Origin of the sequence: Chryseobacterium sp. LAM-KRS1, assembly GCF_013184525.1 — a bacterium.
Classification (GTDB): Bacteria; Bacteroidota; Bacteroidia; order Flavobacteriales; family Weeksellaceae; genus Chryseobacterium; species Chryseobacterium proteolyticum.
The window spans coordinates 215,887-237,292 of sequence record NZ_JAAOIZ010000003.1; the positions used below are offsets into that span (position 1 = coordinate 215,887).

Below are 21,406 nucleotides of genomic sequence, written 5' to 3' on the forward strand. Positions count from 1 at the left end.
TAACAGTAAATATATCACTGTTTGGTGTGAAAAATTTTTTATCAGCAAAAGACACTATTTTTCACCAAGAAATGATATATTGTAAGGTATAAAACCCTTATTACCAACTGTAAAAATCAAAACTATGGAAAAGGAAATATGTACTATCAGCATTACAAACAATTCTCTTGGTGACAATTACACCTTTTACGAAAATGAGAAGATTAAAAGAATCTACGACAGTACCAGCCAGCATCAGGATGTAACAGAATGGCTGACCTATGACCAGATCAGCAGTCAAAGCAAGGATAAGCTCATCAAAAACTGCCCGGAAGAGCTTAAAGAAAAAATCATGATAATTTTAAATTATCCGTGATGTAACAAGAGACATCGATACTAATATTTAACTAAAAAAGAAAGATGATCTGCTGGCTTCAGCAGATCATCTTTTATTTTGAAAGGGTTACATTTATTTTTTAATTCTAAAAAGCAAGACCAAATTAAGAAATAGCAAAAGAAAATCGAGAGATACCCAGATTCCCAGTTTTACATTTTCATAATTATAGGCTTCCACCTGCTTTTTAGCAATCTCAGATAATTTTACACTTTGATTGATATAGTTGTTCACCTCAACGATCTGATCAATATTTTTGTTAGGAACAGAATGCTGTGAAAAATAAACCAGGTTTTTCTTTCCTAAATATCCGATAACCCAATACTCATCAGATTTATCCATCTTGAGGTATTCTATTCTGTAATATTCCGGGCGTATCTTTCCAATGTGCTTTGCCTCGTGCATTGCATTTTTATCCGGATTATTGACGTTGATGACATAAAAATCCAGGGTCTGAGGAAGTTTATTAATAACCTGCAAACCAACGGAATTACTCACCACTCCAACAGCACTTTTCTTGATAAACCAATAAGTGAATACCGAGATTGAAAAAATAAGCGTTGCGATACGGAACAGTTTTGCCCATTCAGCACCTTTTCCTGATTTTACCTTAGATAAAATAAGAGAGAGGACAGAACAAAGAAAGATAACAAAGATGATTAATCCCATGCTGCAAATATACTGATTAAGAATTTTAAGAAAGAACGTTAATCAACATTCCATTCTTTATAAAACTGATCAAGAAATTGAAGCATCACCTCATGCCTTTCCTGAGCCAGTTCTTTTCCTTTCTCTGTGTTCATTAAATCCTTTAAAAGTAATAATTTCTCGTAGAAATGATTGATTGTAGTGCCGTCAGATTTTTTGTATTCCTCTTTCGACATATTCAGCTTTGGCTTAATATCCGGATGGTACATCAGGTTATTTTTAAATCCACCGAAATTAAAGGTTCTTGCAATACCTATTGCTCCTATAGCATCCAAACGGTCTGCATCCTGAACAATCTTTAATTCAATAGGTAAATTCTGCGGAGCTTCTCCCCTGTTTTTAAAAGAAATATTCTTAATAATAAAAAGGACCTGCCCGATAATTTCTTCTGAAACATGCTGTTCTTCCAAAAACTCACGGGACACTTTTAACGCAATTGTTTCATCACCATCATGAAATTTGGGATCTGCTATATCGTGAAGCAAAGCTCCTAATTCTACAACTTCTTTGTTACAGTTTTCATTTTCAGCAATTTTTCTGGAAAGCTTCCAGACTCTTTCGATATGAAACCAATCATGTCCTGCTTCTGCTCCTTTAAGTTTTTCCTTTACAAAATCTATTGTCTTTTCAATTACACTACTCATTATGTATTAATTCATTTAAAATAATATTCCAAAGCTTCTTGTTATAGCTCCTGAAAAAATTAACATGTCCTATTTCTCCTTTTTCAGATTCTGAAGTTTTTACCAGGCGATATGTCGGTTTAAGGTTGGGATACGTGTCGTTTAATAGACTCTTTACTCCTTTATCCGTAAGCCAGACATCATCTTCAGCCCTGATTACAAAAACTTTTTGAATCAATTTTTTAGAATAATCATCAATTTTCTCCAGTAAACCGTTTGTTGATTTTTTATTCAAAATTAAGGTTCTCCAATCATAAGCGCAATTTTTAGGAAGACTTTCTCCAAGTCCAAACCAATGAGCCGGAAAATAACCCAGAAGCTGCGTGGCTAAAGGCTGGACAATCCCAAATCCAAGATAAGCTTCTATTTTTGTCCTGAATTTCAGATTCCCAACAAACGCATTTTGTGTTCCCACAAAAAAGAATTCTTTAAACATCTCCGAATCCTTATTCATCCCAAGGATCAATGCTCCAACAGAATGTCCCAGGCAATATTTCTCATATCCTGTAAAGCGGATTCTGATGTAGGTTGTTACTGCTTTATAATCCCGGGAACCCCAGATTCGCATGGAAGCCTCGAAGCCTTTCATCTGCTCCGGTTTTGAAAGCCCGATTCCCCGATAATCATACGTGATCACTGTAAATCCCTGCTCTGAAAAATATTGTGCAAAGGAAAAGTAAACATGCTGTTTTACGCCTGTAGCAGAATTGATTAGTAATAATTTATTATTGCTCTGTTCCGGCAGGAAAAGGTGGGCGACAATAGAAATGTGATCTGTGGTTTTTAGAATTAGTTTTTCCATAGTGTAAAAAGAAAAAATCCACTCAAAAGTGGAAATTTTTACTGTTTATTTTATGTTAATTATATACTTTCGATATGTACCAAATAGCTTTAAATAACATAATCGGACATTCTAGGCAATCCGGTTTGCGATCCTTTTCTCGTAGAGACTTTTAAAGAAACTTCATTTCCAAACTTTACACACTCCTCAATAGGATTATTATGACACAAGGCTATGGCAAATCCGGATGTAAATGCATCTCCCATTCCCATTTTATGTACCGTTTTATTATCGTTATGGTTTCTGAAGTATTTCATTTCAGTTCCATCAAAATAAATCGTGGAATTCGTATCATCTCTTACAAAAACTTTATTAAAATATTTTTCAAGAACCCGCTCTTTTTCCTCCTCACCAAAAACAATATAGAGTTCACTACTTTTTACGATTACAAAATCTACATTTTCCAGTACTTCTTCACTAAGTTTCATAGCCGGTGAAGCATAGAGACCAACTTTTTTTCCGTATTTTTTTGCTTTTCTAATGGTATATTCAACAACTTCTATAGAAACTTCTAACTGAACCAGGATAAGATCTGCTGTAGGAAAATACCGGTCTGCATCTTCAATATGTTTGGTACTTAAAAGCTTATTTGCAGCCGGTACCACAACAATGGCAGCATTACCATCAGAAGTCGTCACATAAGCTGTTCCTGTAGCTTCTTTGTCTGTTTCTGCAACAAATCCCACATTCACATTTTCATTCACCAGATTACGCATAATTTGCTGTCCCAGTGGGTCCATTCCCACACATCCAATGAAATAAACACTGGCTCCCAATCTTGCAGTTCCTACAGCCTGATTGGCTCCTTTTCCACCAAAATAACTATCCGAATTAATGGCTAAAACAGTATCATTAGGAGCCGGAAGTTTTTCAGTTTCCAGAACAAGATCTATGGAAGAGCTGCCAACAACTATAATTTTGGGTTGTACTGAGGAAAAGTTCATTGCGGTTAAATTGGTTTATACAAAAATAAAAAATTAGGAATACTAATATAACAATAATTAACTTATTTCAATAAATTCCGTAACTACCTTTACAGGCTCATTATTTTTATCATACGCGATATAGCTGGCATAGAAACCTTCTCCATATCCTGTCTCGAAAGCAAAGATAGTTCCCGGATGCTCATCCGCAGGTTTCAAAAAGGCATATTGATCGATCGCTCCGTTTTCATCGAAAAAATATTCGTGGAAAAACTCCTCATAAATTCCCATAAAGTCGGCACCTTTACTGTGATACAATCTTTTTTCCAGTTCATTAAGTTTTTCCTGGGTATCAACATCCATAAAACAACCCATCCCACTTTCTACAGGATAACCAAATATCTCACCCTCTGCAAGGTCTTTTATATCCTGACCTGAAGTAGTTGCCAATTTCCATTCTGCGATTTCTGAGTGACTGAAAATAATTTCAGCATAGGCTACGCAGTTACTTTCTCTCTCCTTATGTAATAGAACAGCAAAATCCCCTTTTGGGAAATCTGTAGTAAAAGGCTGCATATCATTTGTGATCAAGGGGTCACAAGCTACCAATTTCCCACTGGAAAGGTAAATTTTCCCAACCTCAAAGCTTTCTAACAAAGGACTTTCTACAAAATCTCTTGAAAACAGCTTTTTTATATTCTCTACGTGCGTCATTTTTATTGTCTTTATTTATTGGTGATGAGCTGATCCGCTTACAAGTTATTTTGGCAGCTCATCTGCTCTTCAGATATTATGTCTGAACTATTGTATTAAATTCACAAAAGAAGACAAGTTAAACTGGTCTTCTTTTATGGATATAGTTTCCGGGATTGTCCGGATTGATATTTGTTTTATTTCAAGATAAGTGCCAAAAGATTTATAAGCTCTTCAGCTTCTCTTCCAAAATAGCAATTTTATCCTGTGCATCTTTCTGTTTCTTACGCTCCGCTTCTACAACTTCTGCTTTAGCATTGGCAACAAATTTTTCGTTGGAGAGCTTTTTTTCTACAGAAATTAAAAATCCTTTCAAATACTTTATTTCGTCTTCTGTTTTTGTTTTCTCTTCAGCAAGATCCAGGTTTTCGCTCAATGGAATGGACACTTCGGTAGAACCTACCAGGAATGTAAAACTTGGTTTATTTGTTTTTTCACCAAAATAAATGCCTGAAATATTCGCCAGTTTTCTGATAACAGCTTCATTGGCAAACTCTGAAGAACCCGTATAAATTTCAGCTGCCTCTTTAGGAGAAATCCCCTTCGTCTGGCGATAGTTTCTAACTCCTGAAATAAGTTCCTGAGCCATTTCAAAGTTTTTGATAATAGTCTCATTAAATTCTCCTGCTTTTTTCTGCTGAGAGATAATCAACGCTTCCTCTATACTTCTTTCCGAAATCGTCTGCCATAATTCTTCCGTAAGGAATGGCATAAAAGGATGAAGTAATTTCATTAATTCTTCAAAGAAATAAATAGTCTTTTCGTATACTTCTCTCGAAATCCCTTCACCATAATTAGGTTTGATAGCCTCCAGGTACCACGAACAGAAATCATCCCAGATTAACTTATAAACCAAATGCAAAGCATCAGAAATTCTGAATTTCTCAAACTGATCATTAATTTCAGCAATCGCTTTGTTCAATTTATTTTCGAACCACTCTATTGTCTGGTTTTCCGTTACGTTAGCCGGTTTATCTTCATGATTCCACATATTGATTAATCGGAAAGCACTCCAGATCTTGGTCATGAAATTTCTCCCCTGAAGCATAAGATCTTCATCAAAAAGGAGATCATTTCCCGCAGCAGCACTTAGTAAGATTCCAACACGCACACCATCAGCACCATATTTATCAATTAATTCCAAAGGATCCGGCGAGTTTCCTAAAGATTTCGACATCTTTCTTCTTTGCTTATCTCTAACAATACCGGTAAAATAAACGTTTTTAAAAGGAACTGTCTTTTTATATTCTAATCCGGCCATGATCATTCTCGCTACCCAGAAGAAAATAATATCCGGACCTGTTACCAGATCAGAAGTAGGATAATAATACTGAATATCTTTATTTTCAGGATCAAGAAGCCCGTCAAATACAGACATAGGCCATAACCATGATGAGAACCAGGTATCTAAAGCATCCTGATCTTGTGTAAGGTTTTCAGCTGTAAGATTTTGGTCCCCTGTTTTTTGTTTTGCTAATTCTAAAGCTTCTTCTTTTGTTTCTGCAACTACAAAATCTTCATCTCCGCTTCCATAATAATAAGCAGGGATCTGCTGCCCCCACCAAAGCTGGCGGGAAATATTCCAGTCACGGATGTTTTCCATCCAATGTTTATAGGTATTTTTGAATTTTTCTGGATAAAACTTAATTTCATCGTCCATTACTACATCCAAAGCAGGCTGAGCAAGCTCAGACATTTTCAGGAACCATTGAACAGAAATTTTAGGCTCGATCACTGCTCCTGTTCTTTCAGAAGTACCTACCTTATTTACATAATCCTCAGCTTTTAAAAGGAGATCTTTTTCTTCCAGTTCTTTTGCAATCTGTTTTCTTACCTCAAACCTGTTTTTCCCGGCATAATGTAATCCATGCTCATTAAGATTTCCATCATCATCTAAAGCATCAATCATTTTCAACTGATGTTTTTGCCCGATCTCGTAGTCATTGGTATCGTGAGCAGGAGTAATTTTCAGTGCACCGGTTCCAAATTCAATATCCACATATTCATCTTCAATGATAGGTACCACACGGTTCACGATAGGTACGATCACATTTTTACCTTTCAGGTGAGCATATCTTTCATCATTAGGATTGATACAAACAGCAGTATCCCCAAAGATTGTTTCAGGACGCGTCGTCGCAACAGAAAGGAATTCTTCGGAACCTTCTATTTTATATTTCAGGAAATATAATTTCCCGTTCTGTTCTTTAAATATTACTTCCTCATCAGATATGTTCGTTTTTGCTTCCGGATCCCAGTTAACCATTCTGTAGCCTCTGTAGATCAATCCTTTATTATAAAGATCAACAAAACTTTTAATTACCTGCGCTGAAAGCTTATCCTCCATCGTAAATCTGGTTCTGTCCCAGTCGCATGAACAACCCAATTTCTTCAGCTGTTCGAGGATGGTTCCCCCATATTTGTCAGTCCATTCCCATGCATGTTTTAAAAACTCCTCACGGGTAATATCAGATTTATTGACTCCCTCAGATTTCAGTTTAGCAACAACTTTAGCCTCAGTAGCAATTGAAGCGTGATCTGTTCCCGGAACCCAGCAGGCATTAAAGCCCTGCATTCTTGCACGGCGGACCAGAACATCCTGAATGGTATTGTTCAACATATGTCCCATGTGTAAGATCCCCGTCACGTTTGGCGGAGGAATTACGATGGTATATGGTGGCTTGTCATTAGGCTCCGAATGGAAAAACTTGTTTTCCAACCAGTAGTTGTACCATTTTTGTTCTGTTTCCTGTGGATTATACTTTTCTGAAATCTGCATAAATTCTATTTCTTTAGCTTACAATTTGCAAAAATAGCTTAAAGAAAAAAAATTTTCAGTATGAATTAAAATAATTTTTAACTTTGTTTCTTAAAGTTTATCTAAACAAACATATTAACATTCAAGAATATGAAAAAATTAATTGCAGGAATTGCACTATTTGGAACATTTGCTATTGCATCTGCACAAACTATTACTTTTGATAAAACCACTTTCGATTATGGTACTATTAAGCCTAGTGCAGACGGTACAAGATTTTTTACAGTAACTAACACAGGTGATAAGCCTTTGGTAATTTCTAACGTAAAACCTTCTTGTGGATGTACAACTCCTGAATTTAGTACAGATCCTGTAATGCCAGGAAAATCTGCTAAAATCAAAGTTGGATACAATACGACAATCAACGGACCATTCAACAAAATGATTGAAGTATTTTCTAATGACCCGGCAAACAGCAGAAGTGTAATTTACATCAAAGGAAATGTAGATGCTAACGCTCCTGAAGTTGCAGCTACTCCTGCAAAGGTTGAAACTGCAGCAGATGCTAAAGCGGCTAAAAAAGCGGCTAAGGCAGCGAAAAAAGTTGCTGCGGCAAAATAAGCTCTACTCAGAAAAAATAAAAAAACCGTCTACATGTAGACGGTTTTTTTATTACATTTATTTCAAATATATAATTTATGGACACCAATTTCTCAGACGATTTTGAAGTAAAAGGAAAATTTTCCATCAAAAAAACCTCAACGGAATACAAGGGACCTCTTACTAAACAAGAAGGACAGGCAATGCTGGCTATAGAAAAAGAAAAACTTCGTAACCTTCAGGAGAAGTTGTATGCGGATGGAAGCCAGTCTCTCCTTATCATCTTACAGGCGATGGATGCCGCAGGAAAAGACAGTCTTATTGAGCATGTGTTTGGTGGAGTAAATCCACAGGGCTGTAATGTAACAAGTTTTAAAACCCCAAGTTCAAAGGAATACGCCCATGATTTTTTATGGAGACATTATATTGCACTACCTCAAAAAGGAATGATCGGAATCTTTAACCGTTCACATTATGAAAGTGTTTTGGTTTGTAAGGTGCACCCGGAATACAACCTCAGTGAAAAAACATGGAAGTCCGTAAAAGATTTTGACGCCAAATTCTGGGAAAACAGATATGAGAGTATAAGAAATTTCGAAAAACACCTCTCTCAGAACGGAACTAAAATCATTAAAATATTTTTAAATGTTTCAAAAAAGGAACAAAAGCAAAGGCTGCTGGACAGAATTAACGAGCAAGAAAAAAACTGGAAGTTCTCGGCTGCTGATCTTCCGGAAAGGGCATTGTTTGATCAATATATGAGCGCTTATGAACAGGCTATTAATGAGACTTCAAAAGATTATGCTCCGTGGTACGTATTACCTGCAGACAATAAATGGTTTGCAAGAGTAGCCGCTATCCAGATCATTATTGATGCATTAGAAAAGATGGACCTTAACTATCCGGCACTTTCTGATAAGGACAAGAAAGGACTTGTTGATGCTAAAAAAGCCCTTGAGAACGAATAGCATCATAAACAATGCTTCAACTTGTAAAATTCATATTTTCAAGTCGACATTAATTATCTTAACAGGCTCAGAAATACAAAAGCGGGGAATAATCCCCGCTTTATTTATAGTCATTTCGTTATCTAAAAAAATCACGAGAAAATCTATAAGCCGGATTTTGTACTTCCTGAGAAGTGCCTGTTATTTATCTGCGTCTTACATTGCTGCAAAACTTTTGCTGATTACCCCTCGGCTTTCAGAGCGAGCAACTCCTATTTTCATTACTGAAAAGAACCGATATACTTATCATTGCACCGCAAAGAGTTTACCTGGTTTCACTACAGCCGAACTGTACTTGCTTTCTGTTGCACTTGTCCTACCCTCACGGGTGACGGATGTTATCCGCTTTGCTGCTCTATGGTGTCCGGACTTTCCTACCCTTGCCGAAACAAAGATCAACAGGCCGATTTTCTCGTGGGCGCAAAGATACGAATTAAAGGCTTTACATTATATGTTATGACGATTACTTATAAGCCTGCCGAACAATACGCTTTCTTAATCAAAGACAAACAATCCGATAAAGCTTAAGTATATGGTAAGTGCCGATTACCAAAACTTGCAATTTATAATTCATAACCCTTCACTAATTAGCACATTATTATTATCTTCGTGCCGTTATACATCTAATTGTGATTTCCAGAGAAAAAGAATTTGCGCAGCTCATAAAAGATAATCAGGGATTGATTATCAAAGTTTCGCGTCTTTATACCAATTCTCTGGAAGATGAAGAAGATCTCTTTCAGGAAATTGTCCTGCAGCTTTGGAGAAGCTATGACTCCTTTAAAGGGAACTCAAAGATCTCCACATGGATGTATCGTGTTGCCTTAAATACAGCCATTACCCTTTTCAGAAAAAAAAGCAAGAGCCTTCCTACAAATGAGCTGGACATCAATCATAAAGACTTCATTGAGGATGATGATGAAAAACAACAGCAGATTTCACTTCTATACACCGTGATCAAGACATTGCCTAATGTAGAAAGAGCTATTGTAATGATGTATTTAGATGATTTGCCCTATAAGGATATCGCAGAAAACCTCGGGATAACTGAGGTAAATGCCCGTGTGAAAATGAACAGATTAAAGAAAACCCTTAAAGAACAGATGGAAAAATATGCCTGATTTTGATTTAGACAGCTTTAAGAAAACATGGCAGGAACAGCCTGTTCAGCAAAAATACGACAATAGTGAGATTCTTAATATGCTCAACAGAAAGTCACGTAACTACGTGAAATATATTTTCTGGATCAGTGTTTTTGAATTTTTACTTTTCTCCGTAATGGGGCTATTTTATTTCTTTCAGGGAGAAGAAACCAATGGATTCCTCAACGTTTTAGAAAAACTGGGTGCTCGAAAAACTCCCGAAGTGGAAAACAGTTTTGACAAGATATATCTGATCCTTAAGATTCTTAGTTTACTTGTTACCGCCTATTTTGTCTATAAATTTTATCAGAATTATCGAAGAATAAAAATCGAAGAAAACCTTAAAGGCCTTATTACCCGAATTATTAAGTTCAAGAAGACGGTTAATGCCTTTATTTTAATCAGTATTGTTTTACTCGTTGCTTTTACTTCTATTTTTACAATCTTTATTTTTTATGCGTTAAACTCTCAAAATGTGGAACCTGCCAACTCGGCCGTTATCATTTTCATCATAGGGACTGTATTGAGTACCGGACTGTGTGTTTTGCTGATCTGGTTATACTACAGACTCGTTTATGGAATTATCATGAGAAAACTCGATAAGAATCTTGCACAGCTGAGAGACATTGATTCCCTGGAAAATTAACTTTTCCCAGGCGCTATCTTAGGATTTATTTGTTATTTTAGATCAATAAATCTTTTTGTATGGCTTTATCTTATGTATCCGGAGCTTCAAATATTCCTTTACTTGGAGAAACAATCGGTAAAAACCTTAAAAGAACAGTTGAAAAATACCCTGATCATGAAGCTTTAGTTTCTGTTCAGCAGAACTATCGAGCAAGCTACAAAGAATTTTATGACCAGACCACAGCCGTTGCTAAAGCTCTTATTCACTTAGGCACAAAATCTGGTGACAGGATAGGAATCTGGTCTGCCAACAGGTATGAATGGGTACTGCTTCAATATGCTACTGCAAGAATTGGCAGCATTTTAGTGAATATAAATCCTGCATACAGAACTCACGAACTCACATACGTTCTCAATCAGTCAGAAGTTCGTTTTATCTTTTCTTCTTTATCCTTTAAGACCAGTAATTATAAAGAAATGGTTGAATATGCAAAGGAAGTATGTCCTACATTGGACGGTGCTATTTTCTTTGACGACAGTTGGGAACAGTTTCTGGAAAAAGGAAATTCAGTTTCCGATGAAACCTTACGAAATTTTGAAGAAAATATCGAATTTGATGATCCCGTTAATATCCAATATACATCCGGTACAACCGGTTTTCCCAAAGGAGTTACCCTTTCCCATCATAATATACTGAATAATGGTTACTTTATCGGAATACGGTTGCATTACTCAGAAAAGGATAGAGTTTGTATTCCAGTACCTTTTTATCATTGCTTTGGGATGGTTATAGGAAACATTTGTTGCACTGCACATGGCGCCTGTATTGTAATTCCCAATGAGAGCTTTGATCCGGACATTACCCTACAGGTAGTTTCTGATGAAAAATGCACGTCATTGTACGGAGTTCCTACCATGTTTATCGCTGAATTGGCAGTAAAAGATTTTAATACATTTGATTTCTCTAATTTAAGAACCGGAGTTATGGCCGGGTCTGTATGTCCACCAGAAATCATGAAAAAGGTGGAAAGTCTTATGAATATCAAAGAAATGAGTATTTGCTATGGAATGACGGAAACCTCACCGGTTTCAACCCAGACATTAATAGGAACATCTTTGGAAAAACAGGTAAGTACCGTGGGTACCGTTCAGGATCACCTTGAAATAAAAATCATAGATGAGAATGGCAGAACGGTGAAACGTGGTGAGCATGGCGAACTCTGTACCCGGGGATACTCTGTAATGCTCAAATACTGGAATGATCCGGAAAATACAAGAAAGGTTATTGATGATGCCCGATGGATGCATACCGGCGACCTTGCTGTAATGGATTCTGAAGGTTATATTACTATTTCCGGAAGAATAAAAGATCTCATTATCCGTGGCGGTGAAAATATTTCCCCAAAGGAAATTGAAGATTTTCTATACACCTATCCCAACATCCTGGATGTGCAGATTATAGGTGTTCCAAGCGAAAAGTTCGGAGAAGAAGTAATGGCATGGGTGAAGGTGAGGAATGGCTTTGATGTAACCGAAGATGAACTTCTTAACTACTGTACAGGGAAGATTGCCCATTACAAGATTCCTAAATACTGGAAATTTGTAGAAGAATTCCCAATGACGATTTCAGGAAAAATAAGAAAGGTTGAAATGCGTGAAATCTCAGTTAAAGAATTAAAACTAGACCACTTAAGGAACAATTAATATAACCATAAAAAATGCCCGGCTCTCCGGGCATTTATATTTTTTAAAGTTCTTTTCTTAATCTTGCAACTGGAATGTTAAGTTGTTCCCTGTATTTTGCAATTGTTCTTCGGGCAATATTATATCCCTGTTCTTTTAAGATAACCACTAAGGCATCATCGGTAAGAGGCTTTCTTTTATTTTCTTTACTGATCACTTCCTGAAGATGAGTTTTAATTTCTTTAGTAGAAACTTCTTCTCCATCATCGTTCGTTAAACTGTCAGAAAAGAGGTCTTTAAGATAAATAATCCCGTTTGGTGTATCAGCATATTTACTTTTTACTACTCTTGAAATCGTAGAAATATCAAAACCTGTGATATCTGCAATATCTTTAAGAATCATCGGTTTTAAAGATTTTTCATCTCCGGTAATAAAATATTCCTTCTGAAACTTTACAATAGCCGTAATCGTCTGCAATAAGGTATTCTGACGCTGGTTGATTGCATCAATATACCATTTCGCTGCATCCAGCTTTTGTTTGATAAATAATGCAGCTTGTTTATGCTCCGAAGAGTTTTTATCATGAGAATAGGTGGTAAGGATATCTTTATACTCCTCAGAAACCCTTAATGTAGGTGCATTCTTACTATTAAGCATCGGAATAACCACTCCATCCTTCACCTGAATTACAAAATCCGGGATAATTTCCTGATTGATCGTTATCGTTTGCGTATCAAAATTACCTCCGACTTTAGGAGATAGTTTCGAAATTTCTTCCAGAGCATCTTTCAGATCTTCTTCTTCGATATCATACTTCTGGATGATTTTATTATAATGCTTATTGGTTAAAGCATCAAACTGATGTCTCAAAATATTAGCTGCTAAAGAAACAGCTTTATCCGAACTTACTTTCTTCTCGATTTGCAGAAGAAGACATTCCTGTAATCCCCTAGCTCCTACTCCCGGCGGGTCCAGTTTCTGTACATAATTTTCCAGAATATCTTCAGCCTTTTCTATAGTTGTATAAATACCCTGTGAGAAAGCAAGATCATCTACAATAGACTTGATCTCCCTTCTAAGGTATCCATCGGTATCCAGATTCCCAATGATATACTCGGCAATTTTTATGTCCTCAGGATTGATGTTGGCCAGGTGGATCTGTTCCAATAGATAATCGTATAGAGACTGCCCCTCGGTTAGAAGGCTTTCATTATCGAATTCCTCATCGTCCGCAGAATAATTACTCGAAGCAGTTTTATAGCTTGGCTCATCATCATAGATATATTCATTCACATCAAAATCAGTTTCAATGCTTTCATTTCCTTCATTCTCATAAGAATCCTCAAGAGAAGCATAATCATCCTCTTTAGATTCCTCCTTTGCGATTTCCAGGGCTGGGTTTTCTTCTAACTCTCTTTCCAGTTCCTCTTCAAATTCCAAAGTATGAAGTTGAATCAGCTTCATTAATTGGATCTGCTGAGGAGCCAACTTTTGTCCTAGTTTGAGTTGTAAGTGTTGTTTAAGCATATTACTCTTTGTGTTTTAACATAAGATATTCCACGAATTTAATCAATTTTTTTTAAAAATTTCATATTTAGCATGATTTTTGCATTATATAATTTAACATAATAAGCTATTATTAAAAATAAAAAAGCCTTAAATTGAATTTAAGGCTTTTTTTGTATCTAGAATTCAGCACTTTTCGGCGTTCTTGGAAAAGGAATCACGTCTCTGATATTCGTCATCCCTGTTACAAAAAGAACAAGCCTTTCCAAACCTAATCCAAATCCTGAGTGAGGTACCGAACCAAATTTTCTGGTATCCATATACCACCAAAGTTCTTCTTCCTCAACATGCATTTCCTTCATTTTCTGTCTAAGAACTTCAATTCTTTCCTCTCTTTCAGAACCTCCGATGATTTCTCCGATTCCAGGGAAAAGAACATCCATTGCTCCTACTGTTTTGTTATCATCATTCAAACGCATGTAGAATGCTTTGATATCTTTCGGATAATCAAAAAGAACTACTGGACTTTCAAAATGTTTCTCTACCAGGAATCTTTCATGCTCAGACTGGAGATCGGCCCCCCAGCTTTCGATTGGGAACTGGAATTTTCCTTTCTTATTCTCTTTAGAATTCAATAATATTTCAATAGCTTCCGTATAGCTTACACGCATAAAACGTTTAGCCACTACATTTTGAAGCTTTTCTATAAGACCTTCTTTAGCTCTTTCCTTTTCAGGCTTAGCTTTTTGTTCTTCGGCAAATCTTTTATCTAAAAATTCAAGATCATCTTTACAGTTATCCAATACATACTGGATCACATATTTCAGGAAATCTTCTGCCAGATCAATGTTATCTTCAAGGTTGTTAAAAGCAACCTCTGGCTCTACCATCCAGAATTCCGCAAGGTGACGGGTAGTATTTGAATTTTCAGCACGGAACGTAGGTCCGAAGGTATAAATCCTTCCCAATCCCATTGCAGCAGTTTCGCCTTCCAGCTGTCCGGAAACAGTAAGATTGGTTTGCTTTCCAAAGAAATCCTGACTATAATCAATAGCTCCATCTTCTGTTCTCGGAATATTATTCAGATCAAAACCAGTCACCCCGAACATCTCTCCCGCTCCTTCAGCATCTGCACCTGTAATGATCGGTGTATGAATGTTGAAAAACTGATTTTTGTTAAAGAATGAATGAATAGCAAAAGTTACCGCATGACGTACTCTGAATACAGCCCCAAATAAATTGGTTCTGAATCTTAAATGCGCCTGCTCACGAAGTTTTTCCAGACTGTGTTTCTTTGGCTGAAGAATCGTTGTCTGTAGCTCCTCCGTAAAGTTATCTCCTAAAATAACAATCTTCTTAGCAATAATCTCTACCGTTTGTCCTGCACCCTGGCTTTCAACAACCTCTCCTACCACTTTTAGGGAAGAAGCTGTACTGATCTTATTAATAAGAGCCTCATCAAAATTTTCAAAATCAACAACTATTTGCAAATTATTAATTGTAGATCCATCATTTAATGCTATAAAGCGATTTGAACGGAAAGCTTTTACCCAACCGTATACCGTAATGTCATGATGTAATACCTTTTTGTAATCCTGTAGGATTTCTTTAATCGTTTGCTTTTTCATTTGTTGATTATAAATTTTCGTATAAAAATTAATGTCTGCAAAGTTACAAAAAAACAGCGCAAGTTGATGATTGCGTCGTCTTTAAAAAATCACCGACCCATTATTTAATATAAAATCTATTATTTACCTGGTTTTAATTAAAAAAACAGTCCTCATTCTTTGTTTTCCATAGCTTATTTTCCGTGCTGGGGAAAAGCTCAACAACACCATACCGTCACTTTGAAAGTAACTAAGTGATTAGATCAATCAAATCAATTTTCAAATATTTGCCAATGATTTAATAGTTTCTAAACAATTGCATTGTAAAATACCATATAAGAGCCGATTAATAATTTAATAGAAAAATGATAATGAACACACTTCGTAAAGGTGAATTTTCGGGCAAACCAATCAAACTCTTTATTTTGATGGTTTAACCAAAATTAAAAGTAAATAAATCACTTGATTTTCTTCATAGAAATTATGGATCCCCTAACAGATATTGCTCTTGAATGCGGTTTTTCTGATCAGAGCCATTTCATCCGTTGCCTCAGGGAAAACATGGGAGTTACCCCGTTAAAATATAGAAATCTTTTAAATAAGTAATGCAATATATTTTACTCGTCCTTCTTAGATGGAACTAGAAAGACATCAATAAGCCCTTCAGGCAATTGCATTTTAATAAACCTTTCTTCTCTGTTTACTTCGAGAATCCAGTCTTTAATGATAGGAATAACAACTTCTTTTCCATCCAGGTTGGTTACAAAATACGTTTGAGCCGTCTGATCATTGATTGAACGAATAACACCACAGTCATTATCATGTTCATCAAAAATAGTAAAACCAATTACTTCGTGGTAATAAAATTGTTTTCCGGTGAGTTTAGGAAGGGAAGCAAGCGGTAAGTATACACTTTTCCCCAATGACTGATCCACTAATGCTTCAGAAGAGTTTCTAAATGCGATATTCAGAGCATCAGACTTGCTCCAGGATGATTTTTCAATAAAAAAAGGAACCAATAGTCCGTTGATTTCAACGAATATTGATTCCAGTTTATTGTAAAGTTCGGGTTGATCGGTATCCAATTTAAGGATAACGTTTCCCGCAAGGCCATGTCTGCGTGTGATTTTACCTAAAAAGTAGCAATCTTCTTTACGCATACAAGGTGTTTCTTAAGCTTCAGTGTTTTCTTCAGTTTCAGCAGCTGGAGCTTCTCCTTCTGCAGTTTCTTCAGCAACAACTTCTTCAGCAGGTGCGTTAGCAGCTTCCTCAGCAGCTTTAGCATCAGCCTCAGCTTGTGCAGCAGCAGCTAATCTAGCTTCATTTACTTTAACTTCAGCCTCTAAAGCAGCTTTTTTAGCATCAGCCTGAGCTTTAGATAAGCCTTCTACTTTCCCTTGCACTTTTTGTTCTTTAGCATCTACCCAAGCAGCAAATCTTTTTTCAGCCTCAGCCTCATCAAAAGCTCCTTTAGCAACACCACCTTGTAAGTGTTTTTTGTAAAGTACTCCTTTGTAAGAAAGGATAGCTCTTGCAGTATCAGTTGGTTGAGCACCGTTGTTTAACCACTTTACAGCAGAATCAACGTTCAAATCAATTGTTGCAGGGTTAGTAATTGGGTTGTAAGTTCCTAGTTTTTCGATGAATCTACCGTCTCTTCTAGCTCTAGCATCTGCAACCACGATGTGGAAAAAAGGTTTTCCTTTTTTACCGTGTCTTTGTAATCTGATTTTTACTGACATAATGTTTGAATTTTAAGGGAACTCGTCCCAGTTAAATATTTAAGTGTGCAAAGATAAATAAAATTTCTAATGTATCAATAAAAATGTAATAATTTATATGCTTAGCAACATAAAATCACATATAATATTGCCATATTCAATGGTAAGCTTTGTACTAATCAAGCTTTCCCATATAGAAAAGCCCTAAACATCTTTGGTTTTCTTCAATGGTTAAAGAATCTTTCAGGTGATTGACAATTCCAGGAGAACTCCAATAACACCCTATTTCATTGGCTGTGCAAGTAAGATACATATTCTGTACAGCCATTGAAACAGCTGCTATTTCCTCCCATTCCGGAACCATTCCACTGAAGTTGACCACAATGGAAACAACAACATCTGCTTTATTGATTTTAAAGCCTATATCATCATATTTCTTCTGCAGGAAAGTTTGTTCGGACTGGGTTGCTTTGTAAATATTCTGCATTTCTAAAGCCAGCTGAGCTTTTTCTTCACCCCGGAAGGTTTTAAAACGCCATGGTTTTGTACGTTTATGATTCGGAGCCAGTGTTGCGGAATGTAAAATCTCATCAAGGATATCCTGAGAGATTTTTGTTTCGGTATAATCTTTAGGGAAGATACTTCTTCTTTGTTCTATGATCTCTTTTAGAATTTCTGCTTTGTTCATAGAGACAAAATTACGAAAAAGTTAATGTGAGACGATTGCGAATAAGCATATTATTAATTATGAATATTAATTTTTCTTATTCAGTAATCGCTGTATTATTGATGTTTAATTGATAATCATGAAATACATGGTACTAATCTAAAGTACTTCAACAATTTTCTGATGAATATTATTCAAAGTAAAAGCATCTCCCGGTTTCATTCCCATCATCTTTTTAGCCATAGGGCTTTGCGGTGAAATGGCATAGAAACGATCTCCTTCAAAAAAGAATTCACCTAAAGAAACCGAAATGTAAAACCTTGCTTTATTGGTTATCACCAAAGAACCCAACTGAACTTTTTCCGTGGCATTATTTAGGACTTTCGACATATTCCTTTTCAGGTCATTAAGTGCCCCAAGCTGCTTTTGCATCTGATAAATCTCTTCCTGCATTTCTTCTCGCATGCTGTCATATTTTGGAGTCTTCTTAATGTCTCGGCTCGCATCCAAAGTGAATTCTATAAAATTCTTTAGCTTCTCAATCTTTTCGGCGATCACGTTTTTAACATAATTTCTTATGTCACTTTTCTCAAATACGATCTTCTCCATAAATCTAATCTTTACATAAAGATAATATTTTTTTAAATAAATATATTTGTCTCCGAAAAATTAAAAATCATGTTTAAAAATCCATTTTCATTTCAGGGAAGAATAAGGCGCACTGAATTCTGCTTGTCATACATTATTTATGCGTGTGTTGTATTTCCGTTAAGCATTGTTCAGGACCTTGTCAAATCTTCAACAGCAACTATTTTTTCGTTTATTATTCTCATTCCGGTATTTTGGTTTCTGTTGGCACAAGCTACTAAAAGATGTCATGACAGGGGAAATTCCGGATTATATGTATTCATTCCGTTTTATATATTCTGGATGCTTTTTGCAGACAGCGATCCCGGTCCAAATGAATATGGCCTTAACCCTAAAGGAATTGGAAATTATAACTCCATCAATGAAATTGGTACCAAAGAATATTAACAACAAAGCCCTGTCTGCTGACAAGGCTTTTTCTTATTTTACCGCTCTGTTAATTTCTTAAGTTCCCCGAGCCCCTGATCAAAAGTCTTTCCCATCTGGCTATCCATCATAGGTTTCATAGGTTTCATCATAGTGCTGAGCTCATCATCCATAGTCCAGGTTACTTTAGTTCCGTTTCCTTCCGTAGTCAGGATAAAGTTTGCAACTGCTTCACCTTCGAAAGGTCTGATAAAGTGAAGTTTACTGGTTATTTTTTCATTGGGAGTTACTGCAGTAACGGTTTGTACTCCTTCTCCAACATCGTTATTCCCCTTCCATTTGTAAGAATCTCCTACTTCACCACTCGTACCGGAATAGCTGATTGCAATATTTTTATCCGGCTTAATGAAAGGATTCCAGGTATTGAAAGCTTTTGTAGACCCAACATGTTCCCATACTTTTTCCTTCGGAGCATTGATAACTACTGATCTTTCGAAATGATACTTGTTGCTGAAAGCCACCATAGCAAATACGGCATACAAAATAGCTAAAACAATGAGTATCCCTAAGATTTTCAAAATTGTTTTCATAGTTTTTAGATTTTAATGTTAAGCCAAAATTACGCATTCCTGTTATAACGCTGCTTTTCTTATGACAAGATTATGTTGATCGCTACTTTTTGTCATAACCGATAATTAAGGCATTATTTTTGACGAATTCAAAAATTAAGTTTACATCAATAAAAAATAGAATAATGAATATTTTAACAGAAAACTTCAAAACACCTTACCATACTGCTCCTTTTGATCAAATTAGAAATGAAGATTATCTTCCCGCTTTTAAAGAACTAATACAGAGATCTGAGGAAGAAATCAACGCTATTGTTGATAATAATGAAGCTCCCACATTTGAGAATGTTATTGAAGCACTCGCCTACTCCGGTGAAAAATTAGATATTCTTTCCAATATTTTTTTCAATGTAAATTCTGCGGAAACAAACGATGAATTACAACAAATCGCAGAAGAAGTTTCACCTATTTTAAGTGAATATTCTTCAAAAATTTCGCAAAACGAAGCACTCTTCAGCAAAATCAAAAAAGTGTATGAAGAGAAGGAGAAATATAACCTTAACGAAGAGCAGCAAATGCTTTTGGAGGAAACCTATAAAGGTTTTGTACGAAGCGGTGCACTACTGAATGATGAGGACAAAGAGAAGTTAAAGAAGATCAACATGGATTTATCTTTGAAATCCCTGAAATTCGGCCAAAATGTACTGGCATCAACCAACGCCTATTTTAAGCATATTACCAACAAAGAAGATTTGGCAGGTATTCCTGAAGCCATCATAGAACAATATGCTGAAGAAGCAAAAGAAAGAAACCTAGAAGGCTGGGTCCTTACATTGCAATATCCAAGCTATGTACCATTCATTACGTATGCTGAAAACCGTGAACTAAGAAAAGAACTGGCTTTGGCCAATGGTAAAAAATCTTTTGATGGCGGAGAGTTTGACAATCAAAACCTTATCAAAGAAATTATTAATCTGAAACAGAAAAAAGCAGAATTGCTCGGATATAAAAATTATGCTGACTTTGTGTTAGAAGAAAGAATGGCCAAATCTCCAGCTAAAGTTTTGGATTTTTTAAATGAATTACTGACGAAAGCAAAACCTTATGCAGGAAAAGAAATTGACGAATTAAAAGGATTGGCAAAAGAAGATGGTATTGAAGAAATGCAAGGTTATGATCATCCTTTCTACGCTGAAAAACTTCGCAAAGAAAAATTTGACCTTAATGATGAAGAGCTTAAGCCTTATTTTCCTTTAAATCAGGTTCAGGATGCGGTGTTCGGATTAGCCAACAAGCTATTTGGATTAACTTTTGAAGAAAGAAACGATATTCCTAAATATCATGACGACGTAAAAACCTATGAAGTAAAAGAAAACGGCGAGTACAAATCATTGCTGTATGTCGACTACTTTCCCAGAAAAGGTAAGAGAGCAGGTGCCTGGATGACCAGCTATAAAAGTCAGTATAAAAAGAATGGTGAGAACTCACGCCCACATATTTCAATCGTCTGCAATTTCAGCAAACCTACCAAAGATACTCCAAGCTTATTAACATTTCAGGAAGTAACCACGTTATTCCATGAATTTGGCCATGCTTTACATGGTATGCTTGCCAATACCCAGTATCCGGGATTATCCGGCACTTCGGTAAAGTGGGATTTTGTGGAACTGCCATCTCAATTCCTGGAAAATTTCTGTTATGAGCCGGAATTTTTAAAAACTTTTGCCAAGCATTATAAAACTGGAGAAGTTCTTCCTGATGATAAGATTCAGAAAATTGAACAATCTAAAAACTTTATGGAGGGATATCAGACGATGAGACAGTTAGGTTTTGGAATACTGGACATGATGTACCACACCAATGCAGGAGAATTAGAGAGTGAAAGCATAAAGAGCTTTGAAGATAAATACACCAAAGCAACCCAACTCTATCCTACCAATCCGGAAACGGCAATGAGTCCGAGTTTCTCTCATATCTTCCAGGGTGGATATTCTGCCGGATATTATTCTTATAAATGGGCGGAAGTTCTGGATGCGGACGCATTCCAATATTTCAAAGAAAATGGAATCTTTAATCCGGAAATTGCCGCCAAATATAAAATCCTTTTGTCTTCGGGTGGAACAAAAGATCCCATGGAATTGTATAAAAACTTCAGAGGAAGTGAACCGAAAGTAGAAAGTTTATTAAAAAGAGCATTTGGATAATTACCATTTCTAATTATGA

Annotated in this window: 22 protein-coding genes and 1 other RNA gene; 9 read left to right on the plus strand and 14 right to left on the minus strand. The window is 36.1% G+C overall.

What is annotated here, in order from left to right:
• Nucleotides 1-124 precede the first annotated feature (124 nt).
• Complete coding sequence (locus G9C87_RS08450; RefSeq protein WP_172280076.1) at nt 125-355, plus strand: hypothetical protein; 231 nt, start codon at nt 125-127, stop codon at nt 353-355.
• Nucleotides 356-448: 93 nt separating this feature from the next.
• Here the strand turns inward: G9C87_RS08450 and G9C87_RS08455 are convergent, their stop codons facing one another.
• The 6 genes from G9C87_RS08455 to G9C87_RS08480 all read right to left on the minus strand — a co-directional run bounded on the left by G9C87_RS08455 (nt 449) and on the right by G9C87_RS08480 (nt 7,060).
• Nucleotides 449-1,042, minus strand: coding sequence for a hypothetical protein (locus G9C87_RS08455; RefSeq protein WP_172280078.1), 594 nt, complete (start codon nt 1,040-1,042; stop codon nt 449-451).
• 38 nt (nt 1,043-1,080) lie between these two features.
• Nucleotides 1,081-1,725 (minus strand): HD domain-containing protein, encoded by a 645-nt coding sequence (locus G9C87_RS08460; protein ID WP_172280079.1) that lies wholly within the window; start codon nt 1,723-1,725, stop codon nt 1,081-1,083.
• Nucleotides 1,718-2,566, minus strand: coding sequence for a serine aminopeptidase domain-containing protein (locus G9C87_RS08465; protein WP_172280081.1), 849 nt, complete (start codon nt 2,564-2,566; stop codon nt 1,718-1,720). Before G9C87_RS08465 ends, G9C87_RS08460 begins: the two co-directional genes overlap by 8 nt.
• Nucleotides 2,567-2,655: 89 nt before the next feature.
• Nucleotides 2,656-3,549 (minus strand): ribokinase, encoded by an 894-nt coding sequence (locus G9C87_RS08470; RefSeq protein WP_172280083.1) that lies wholly within the window; start codon nt 3,547-3,549, stop codon nt 2,656-2,658.
• A 57-nt stretch (nt 3,550-3,606) separates the two neighbouring features.
• Nucleotides 3,607-4,242 (minus strand): DUF4241 domain-containing protein, encoded by a 636-nt coding sequence (locus tag G9C87_RS08475; RefSeq protein WP_172280085.1) that lies wholly within the window; start codon nt 4,240-4,242, stop codon nt 3,607-3,609.
• A gap of 202 nt (nt 4,243-4,444) precedes the next feature.
• Entirely contained in the window at nt 4,445-7,060 is a 2,616-nt protein-coding gene (locus tag G9C87_RS08480) for a valine--tRNA ligase (protein WP_172280087.1), read from the minus strand.
• A gap of 129 nt (nt 7,061-7,189) precedes the next feature.
• Between G9C87_RS08480 and G9C87_RS08485 the strand changes: the two genes are divergently transcribed.
• Complete coding sequence (locus G9C87_RS08485; protein ID WP_172280089.1) at nt 7,190-7,660, plus strand: DUF1573 domain-containing protein; 471 nt, start codon at nt 7,190-7,192, stop codon at nt 7,658-7,660.
• A gap of 77 nt (nt 7,661-7,737) precedes the next feature.
• Nucleotides 7,738-8,607, plus strand: a complete 870-nt coding sequence (locus G9C87_RS08490) for a PPK2 family polyphosphate kinase (protein ID WP_172280091.1) — start codon at nt 7,738-7,740, stop codon at nt 8,605-8,607.
• A gap of 130 nt (nt 8,608-8,737) precedes the next feature.
• Here the strand turns inward: G9C87_RS08490 and rnpB are convergent.
• Nucleotides 8,738-9,061: RNase P RNA component class A (gene rnpB, locus G9C87_RS08495), an RNA gene on the minus strand.
• A gap of 214 nt (nt 9,062-9,275) precedes the next feature.
• Here rnpB and G9C87_RS08500 point away from each other — a divergent pair.
• The 3 genes from G9C87_RS08500 to G9C87_RS08510 are packed head-to-tail and all read left to right on the plus strand — an operon-like array spanning nt 9,276 to nt 12,119.
• On the plus strand, nt 9,276-9,767 hold the full coding sequence (locus G9C87_RS08500) for an RNA polymerase sigma factor (RefSeq protein ID WP_172280093.1): 492 nt from the start codon (nt 9,276-9,278) through the stop codon (nt 9,765-9,767).
• Nucleotides 9,760-10,434 (plus strand): beta-carotene 15,15'-monooxygenase, encoded by a 675-nt coding sequence (locus G9C87_RS08505; protein WP_172280095.1) that lies wholly within the window; start codon nt 9,760-9,762, stop codon nt 10,432-10,434. Before G9C87_RS08500 ends, G9C87_RS08505 begins: the two co-directional genes overlap by 8 nt.
• A 59-nt stretch (nt 10,435-10,493) precedes the next feature.
• Nucleotides 10,494-12,119 (plus strand): AMP-binding protein, encoded by a 1,626-nt coding sequence (locus G9C87_RS08510; RefSeq protein WP_194304242.1) that lies wholly within the window; start codon nt 10,494-10,496, stop codon nt 12,117-12,119.
• A gap of 43 nt (nt 12,120-12,162) precedes the next feature.
• Here the strand turns inward: G9C87_RS08510 and rpoN are convergent, their stop codons facing one another.
• Both rpoN and asnS read right to left on the minus strand, forming a co-directional pair.
• Complete coding sequence (gene rpoN / locus G9C87_RS08515) at nt 12,163-13,626, minus strand: RNA polymerase factor sigma-54 (protein WP_172280097.1); 1,464 nt, start codon at nt 13,624-13,626, stop codon at nt 12,163-12,165.
• Nucleotides 13,627-13,784: 158 nt separating this feature from the next.
• A complete protein-coding gene (gene asnS / locus G9C87_RS08520; protein WP_172280099.1) occupies nt 13,785-15,233 on the minus strand; it encodes an asparagine--tRNA ligase in 1,449 nt (482 codons plus the stop codon).
• 462 nt (nt 15,234-15,695) lie between these two features.
• Between asnS and G9C87_RS08525 the strand changes: the two genes are divergently transcribed.
• The gene (locus G9C87_RS08525) at nt 15,696-15,818 is read left to right on the plus strand and encodes an AraC family transcriptional regulator (RefSeq protein WP_172280101.1); all 123 of its coding nucleotides are present in this window, start codon (nt 15,696-15,698) and stop codon (nt 15,816-15,818) included.
• Nucleotides 15,819-15,829: 11 nt separating this feature from the next.
• Here G9C87_RS08525 and rimM read toward each other — a convergent pair whose 3' ends face one another.
• The 4 genes from rimM to G9C87_RS08545 all read right to left on the minus strand — a co-directional run bounded on the left by rimM (nt 15,830) and on the right by G9C87_RS08545 (nt 18,209).
• Nucleotides 15,830-16,372, minus strand: a complete 543-nt coding sequence (gene rimM / locus G9C87_RS08530) for a ribosome maturation factor RimM (protein ID WP_172280103.1) — start codon at nt 16,370-16,372, stop codon at nt 15,830-15,832.
• Nucleotides 16,373-16,384: 12 nt separating this feature from the next.
• Complete coding sequence (locus G9C87_RS08535; protein ID WP_172280105.1) at nt 16,385-16,954, minus strand: 30S ribosomal protein S16; 570 nt, start codon at nt 16,952-16,954, stop codon at nt 16,385-16,387.
• 154 nt (nt 16,955-17,108) lie between these two features.
• A complete protein-coding gene (locus G9C87_RS08540; RefSeq protein ID WP_172280107.1) occupies nt 17,109-17,621 on the minus strand; it encodes a nitroreductase in 513 nt (170 codons plus the stop codon).
• A gap of 138 nt (nt 17,622-17,759) precedes the next feature.
• Nucleotides 17,760-18,209 carry a hypothetical protein gene (locus G9C87_RS08545; RefSeq protein ID WP_172280109.1) on the minus strand — a complete coding sequence of 150 codons (450 nt, stop codon included), beginning with the start codon at nt 18,207-18,209 and terminating at the stop codon, nt 17,760-17,762.
• 69 nt (nt 18,210-18,278) lie between these two features.
• Between G9C87_RS08545 and G9C87_RS08550 the strand changes: the two genes are divergently transcribed.
• Nucleotides 18,279-18,635, plus strand: a complete 357-nt coding sequence (locus tag G9C87_RS08550; protein WP_172280111.1) for a DUF805 domain-containing protein — start codon at nt 18,279-18,281, stop codon at nt 18,633-18,635.
• A 38-nt stretch (nt 18,636-18,673) separates the two neighbouring features.
• On the opposite strand, the gene G9C87_RS08555 is transcribed toward G9C87_RS08550, so the two are convergent.
• Nucleotides 18,674-19,204 carry an SRPBCC family protein gene (locus tag G9C87_RS08555; protein WP_172280113.1) on the minus strand — a complete coding sequence of 177 codons (531 nt, stop codon included), beginning with the start codon at nt 19,202-19,204 and terminating at the stop codon, nt 18,674-18,676.
• A 164-nt stretch (nt 19,205-19,368) separates the two neighbouring features.
• Between G9C87_RS08555 and G9C87_RS08560 the strand changes: the two genes are divergently transcribed.
• Nucleotides 19,369-21,387 (plus strand): M3 family metallopeptidase, encoded by a 2,019-nt coding sequence (locus tag G9C87_RS08560; RefSeq protein WP_172280116.1) that lies wholly within the window; start codon nt 19,369-19,371, stop codon nt 21,385-21,387.
• Nucleotides 21,388-21,406 lie beyond the last annotated feature (19 nt).

Excerpts from the sequence above, each read along its gene's own strand:
- G9C87_RS08450 (WP_172280076.1), top strand. The coding sequence starts at position 125 with ATGGAAAAGGAAATATGTACTATCAGCATTACAAACAATTCTCTTGGT.
- G9C87_RS08455 (WP_172280078.1), bottom strand. The coding sequence starts at position 1,042 with ATGGGATTAATCATCTTTGTTATCTTTCTTTGTTCTGTCCTCTCTCTT.
- G9C87_RS08460 (WP_172280079.1), bottom strand. The coding sequence starts at position 1,725 with ATGAGTAGTGTAATTGAAAAGACAATAGATTTTGTAAAGGAAAAACTT.
- G9C87_RS08465 (WP_172280081.1), bottom strand. The coding sequence starts at position 2,566 with ATGGAAAAACTAATTCTAAAAACCACAGATCACATTTCTATTGTCGCC.
- G9C87_RS08470 (WP_172280083.1), bottom strand. The coding sequence starts at position 3,549 with ATGAACTTTTCCTCAGTACAACCCAAAATTATAGTTGTTGGCAGCTCT.
- G9C87_RS08475 (WP_172280085.1), bottom strand. The coding sequence starts at position 4,242 with ATGACGCACGTAGAGAATATAAAAAAGCTGTTTTCAAGAGATTTTGTA.
- G9C87_RS08480 (WP_172280087.1), bottom strand. The coding sequence starts at position 7,060 with ATGCAGATTTCAGAAAAGTATAATCCACAGGAAACAGAACAAAAATGG.
- G9C87_RS08485 (WP_172280089.1), top strand. The coding sequence starts at position 7,190 with ATGAAAAAATTAATTGCAGGAATTGCACTATTTGGAACATTTGCTATT.
- G9C87_RS08490 (WP_172280091.1), top strand. The coding sequence starts at position 7,738 with ATGGACACCAATTTCTCAGACGATTTTGAAGTAAAAGGAAAATTTTCC.
- G9C87_RS08505 (WP_172280095.1), top strand. The coding sequence starts at position 9,760 with ATGCCTGATTTTGATTTAGACAGCTTTAAGAAAACATGGCAGGAACAG.
- G9C87_RS08510 (WP_194304242.1), top strand. The coding sequence starts at position 10,494 with ATGGCTTTATCTTATGTATCCGGAGCTTCAAATATTCCTTTACTTGGA.
- rpoN (WP_172280097.1), bottom strand. The coding sequence starts at position 13,626 with ATGCTTAAACAACACTTACAACTCAAACTAGGACAAAAGTTGGCTCCT.
- asnS (WP_172280099.1), bottom strand. The coding sequence starts at position 15,233 with ATGAAAAAGCAAACGATTAAAGAAATCCTACAGGATTACAAAAAGGTA.
- G9C87_RS08525 (WP_172280101.1), top strand. The coding sequence starts at position 15,696 with ATGGATCCCCTAACAGATATTGCTCTTGAATGCGGTTTTTCTGATCAG.
- rimM (WP_172280103.1), bottom strand. The coding sequence starts at position 16,372 with ATGCGTAAAGAAGATTGCTACTTTTTAGGTAAAATCACACGCAGACAT.
- G9C87_RS08535 (WP_172280105.1), bottom strand. The coding sequence starts at position 16,954 with ATGTCAGTAAAAATCAGATTACAAAGACACGGTAAAAAAGGAAAACCT.
- G9C87_RS08540 (WP_172280107.1), bottom strand. The coding sequence starts at position 17,621 with ATGAACAAAGCAGAAATTCTAAAAGAGATCATAGAACAAAGAAGAAGT.
- G9C87_RS08545 (WP_172280109.1), bottom strand. The coding sequence starts at position 18,209 with ATGGAGAAGATCGTATTTGAGAAAAGTGACATAAGAAATTATGTTAAA.
- G9C87_RS08550 (WP_172280111.1), top strand. The coding sequence starts at position 18,279 with ATGTTTAAAAATCCATTTTCATTTCAGGGAAGAATAAGGCGCACTGAA.
- G9C87_RS08555 (WP_172280113.1), bottom strand. The coding sequence starts at position 19,204 with ATGAAAACAATTTTGAAAATCTTAGGGATACTCATTGTTTTAGCTATT.
- G9C87_RS08560 (WP_172280116.1), top strand. The coding sequence starts at position 19,369 with ATGAATATTTTAACAGAAAACTTCAAAACACCTTACCATACTGCTCCT.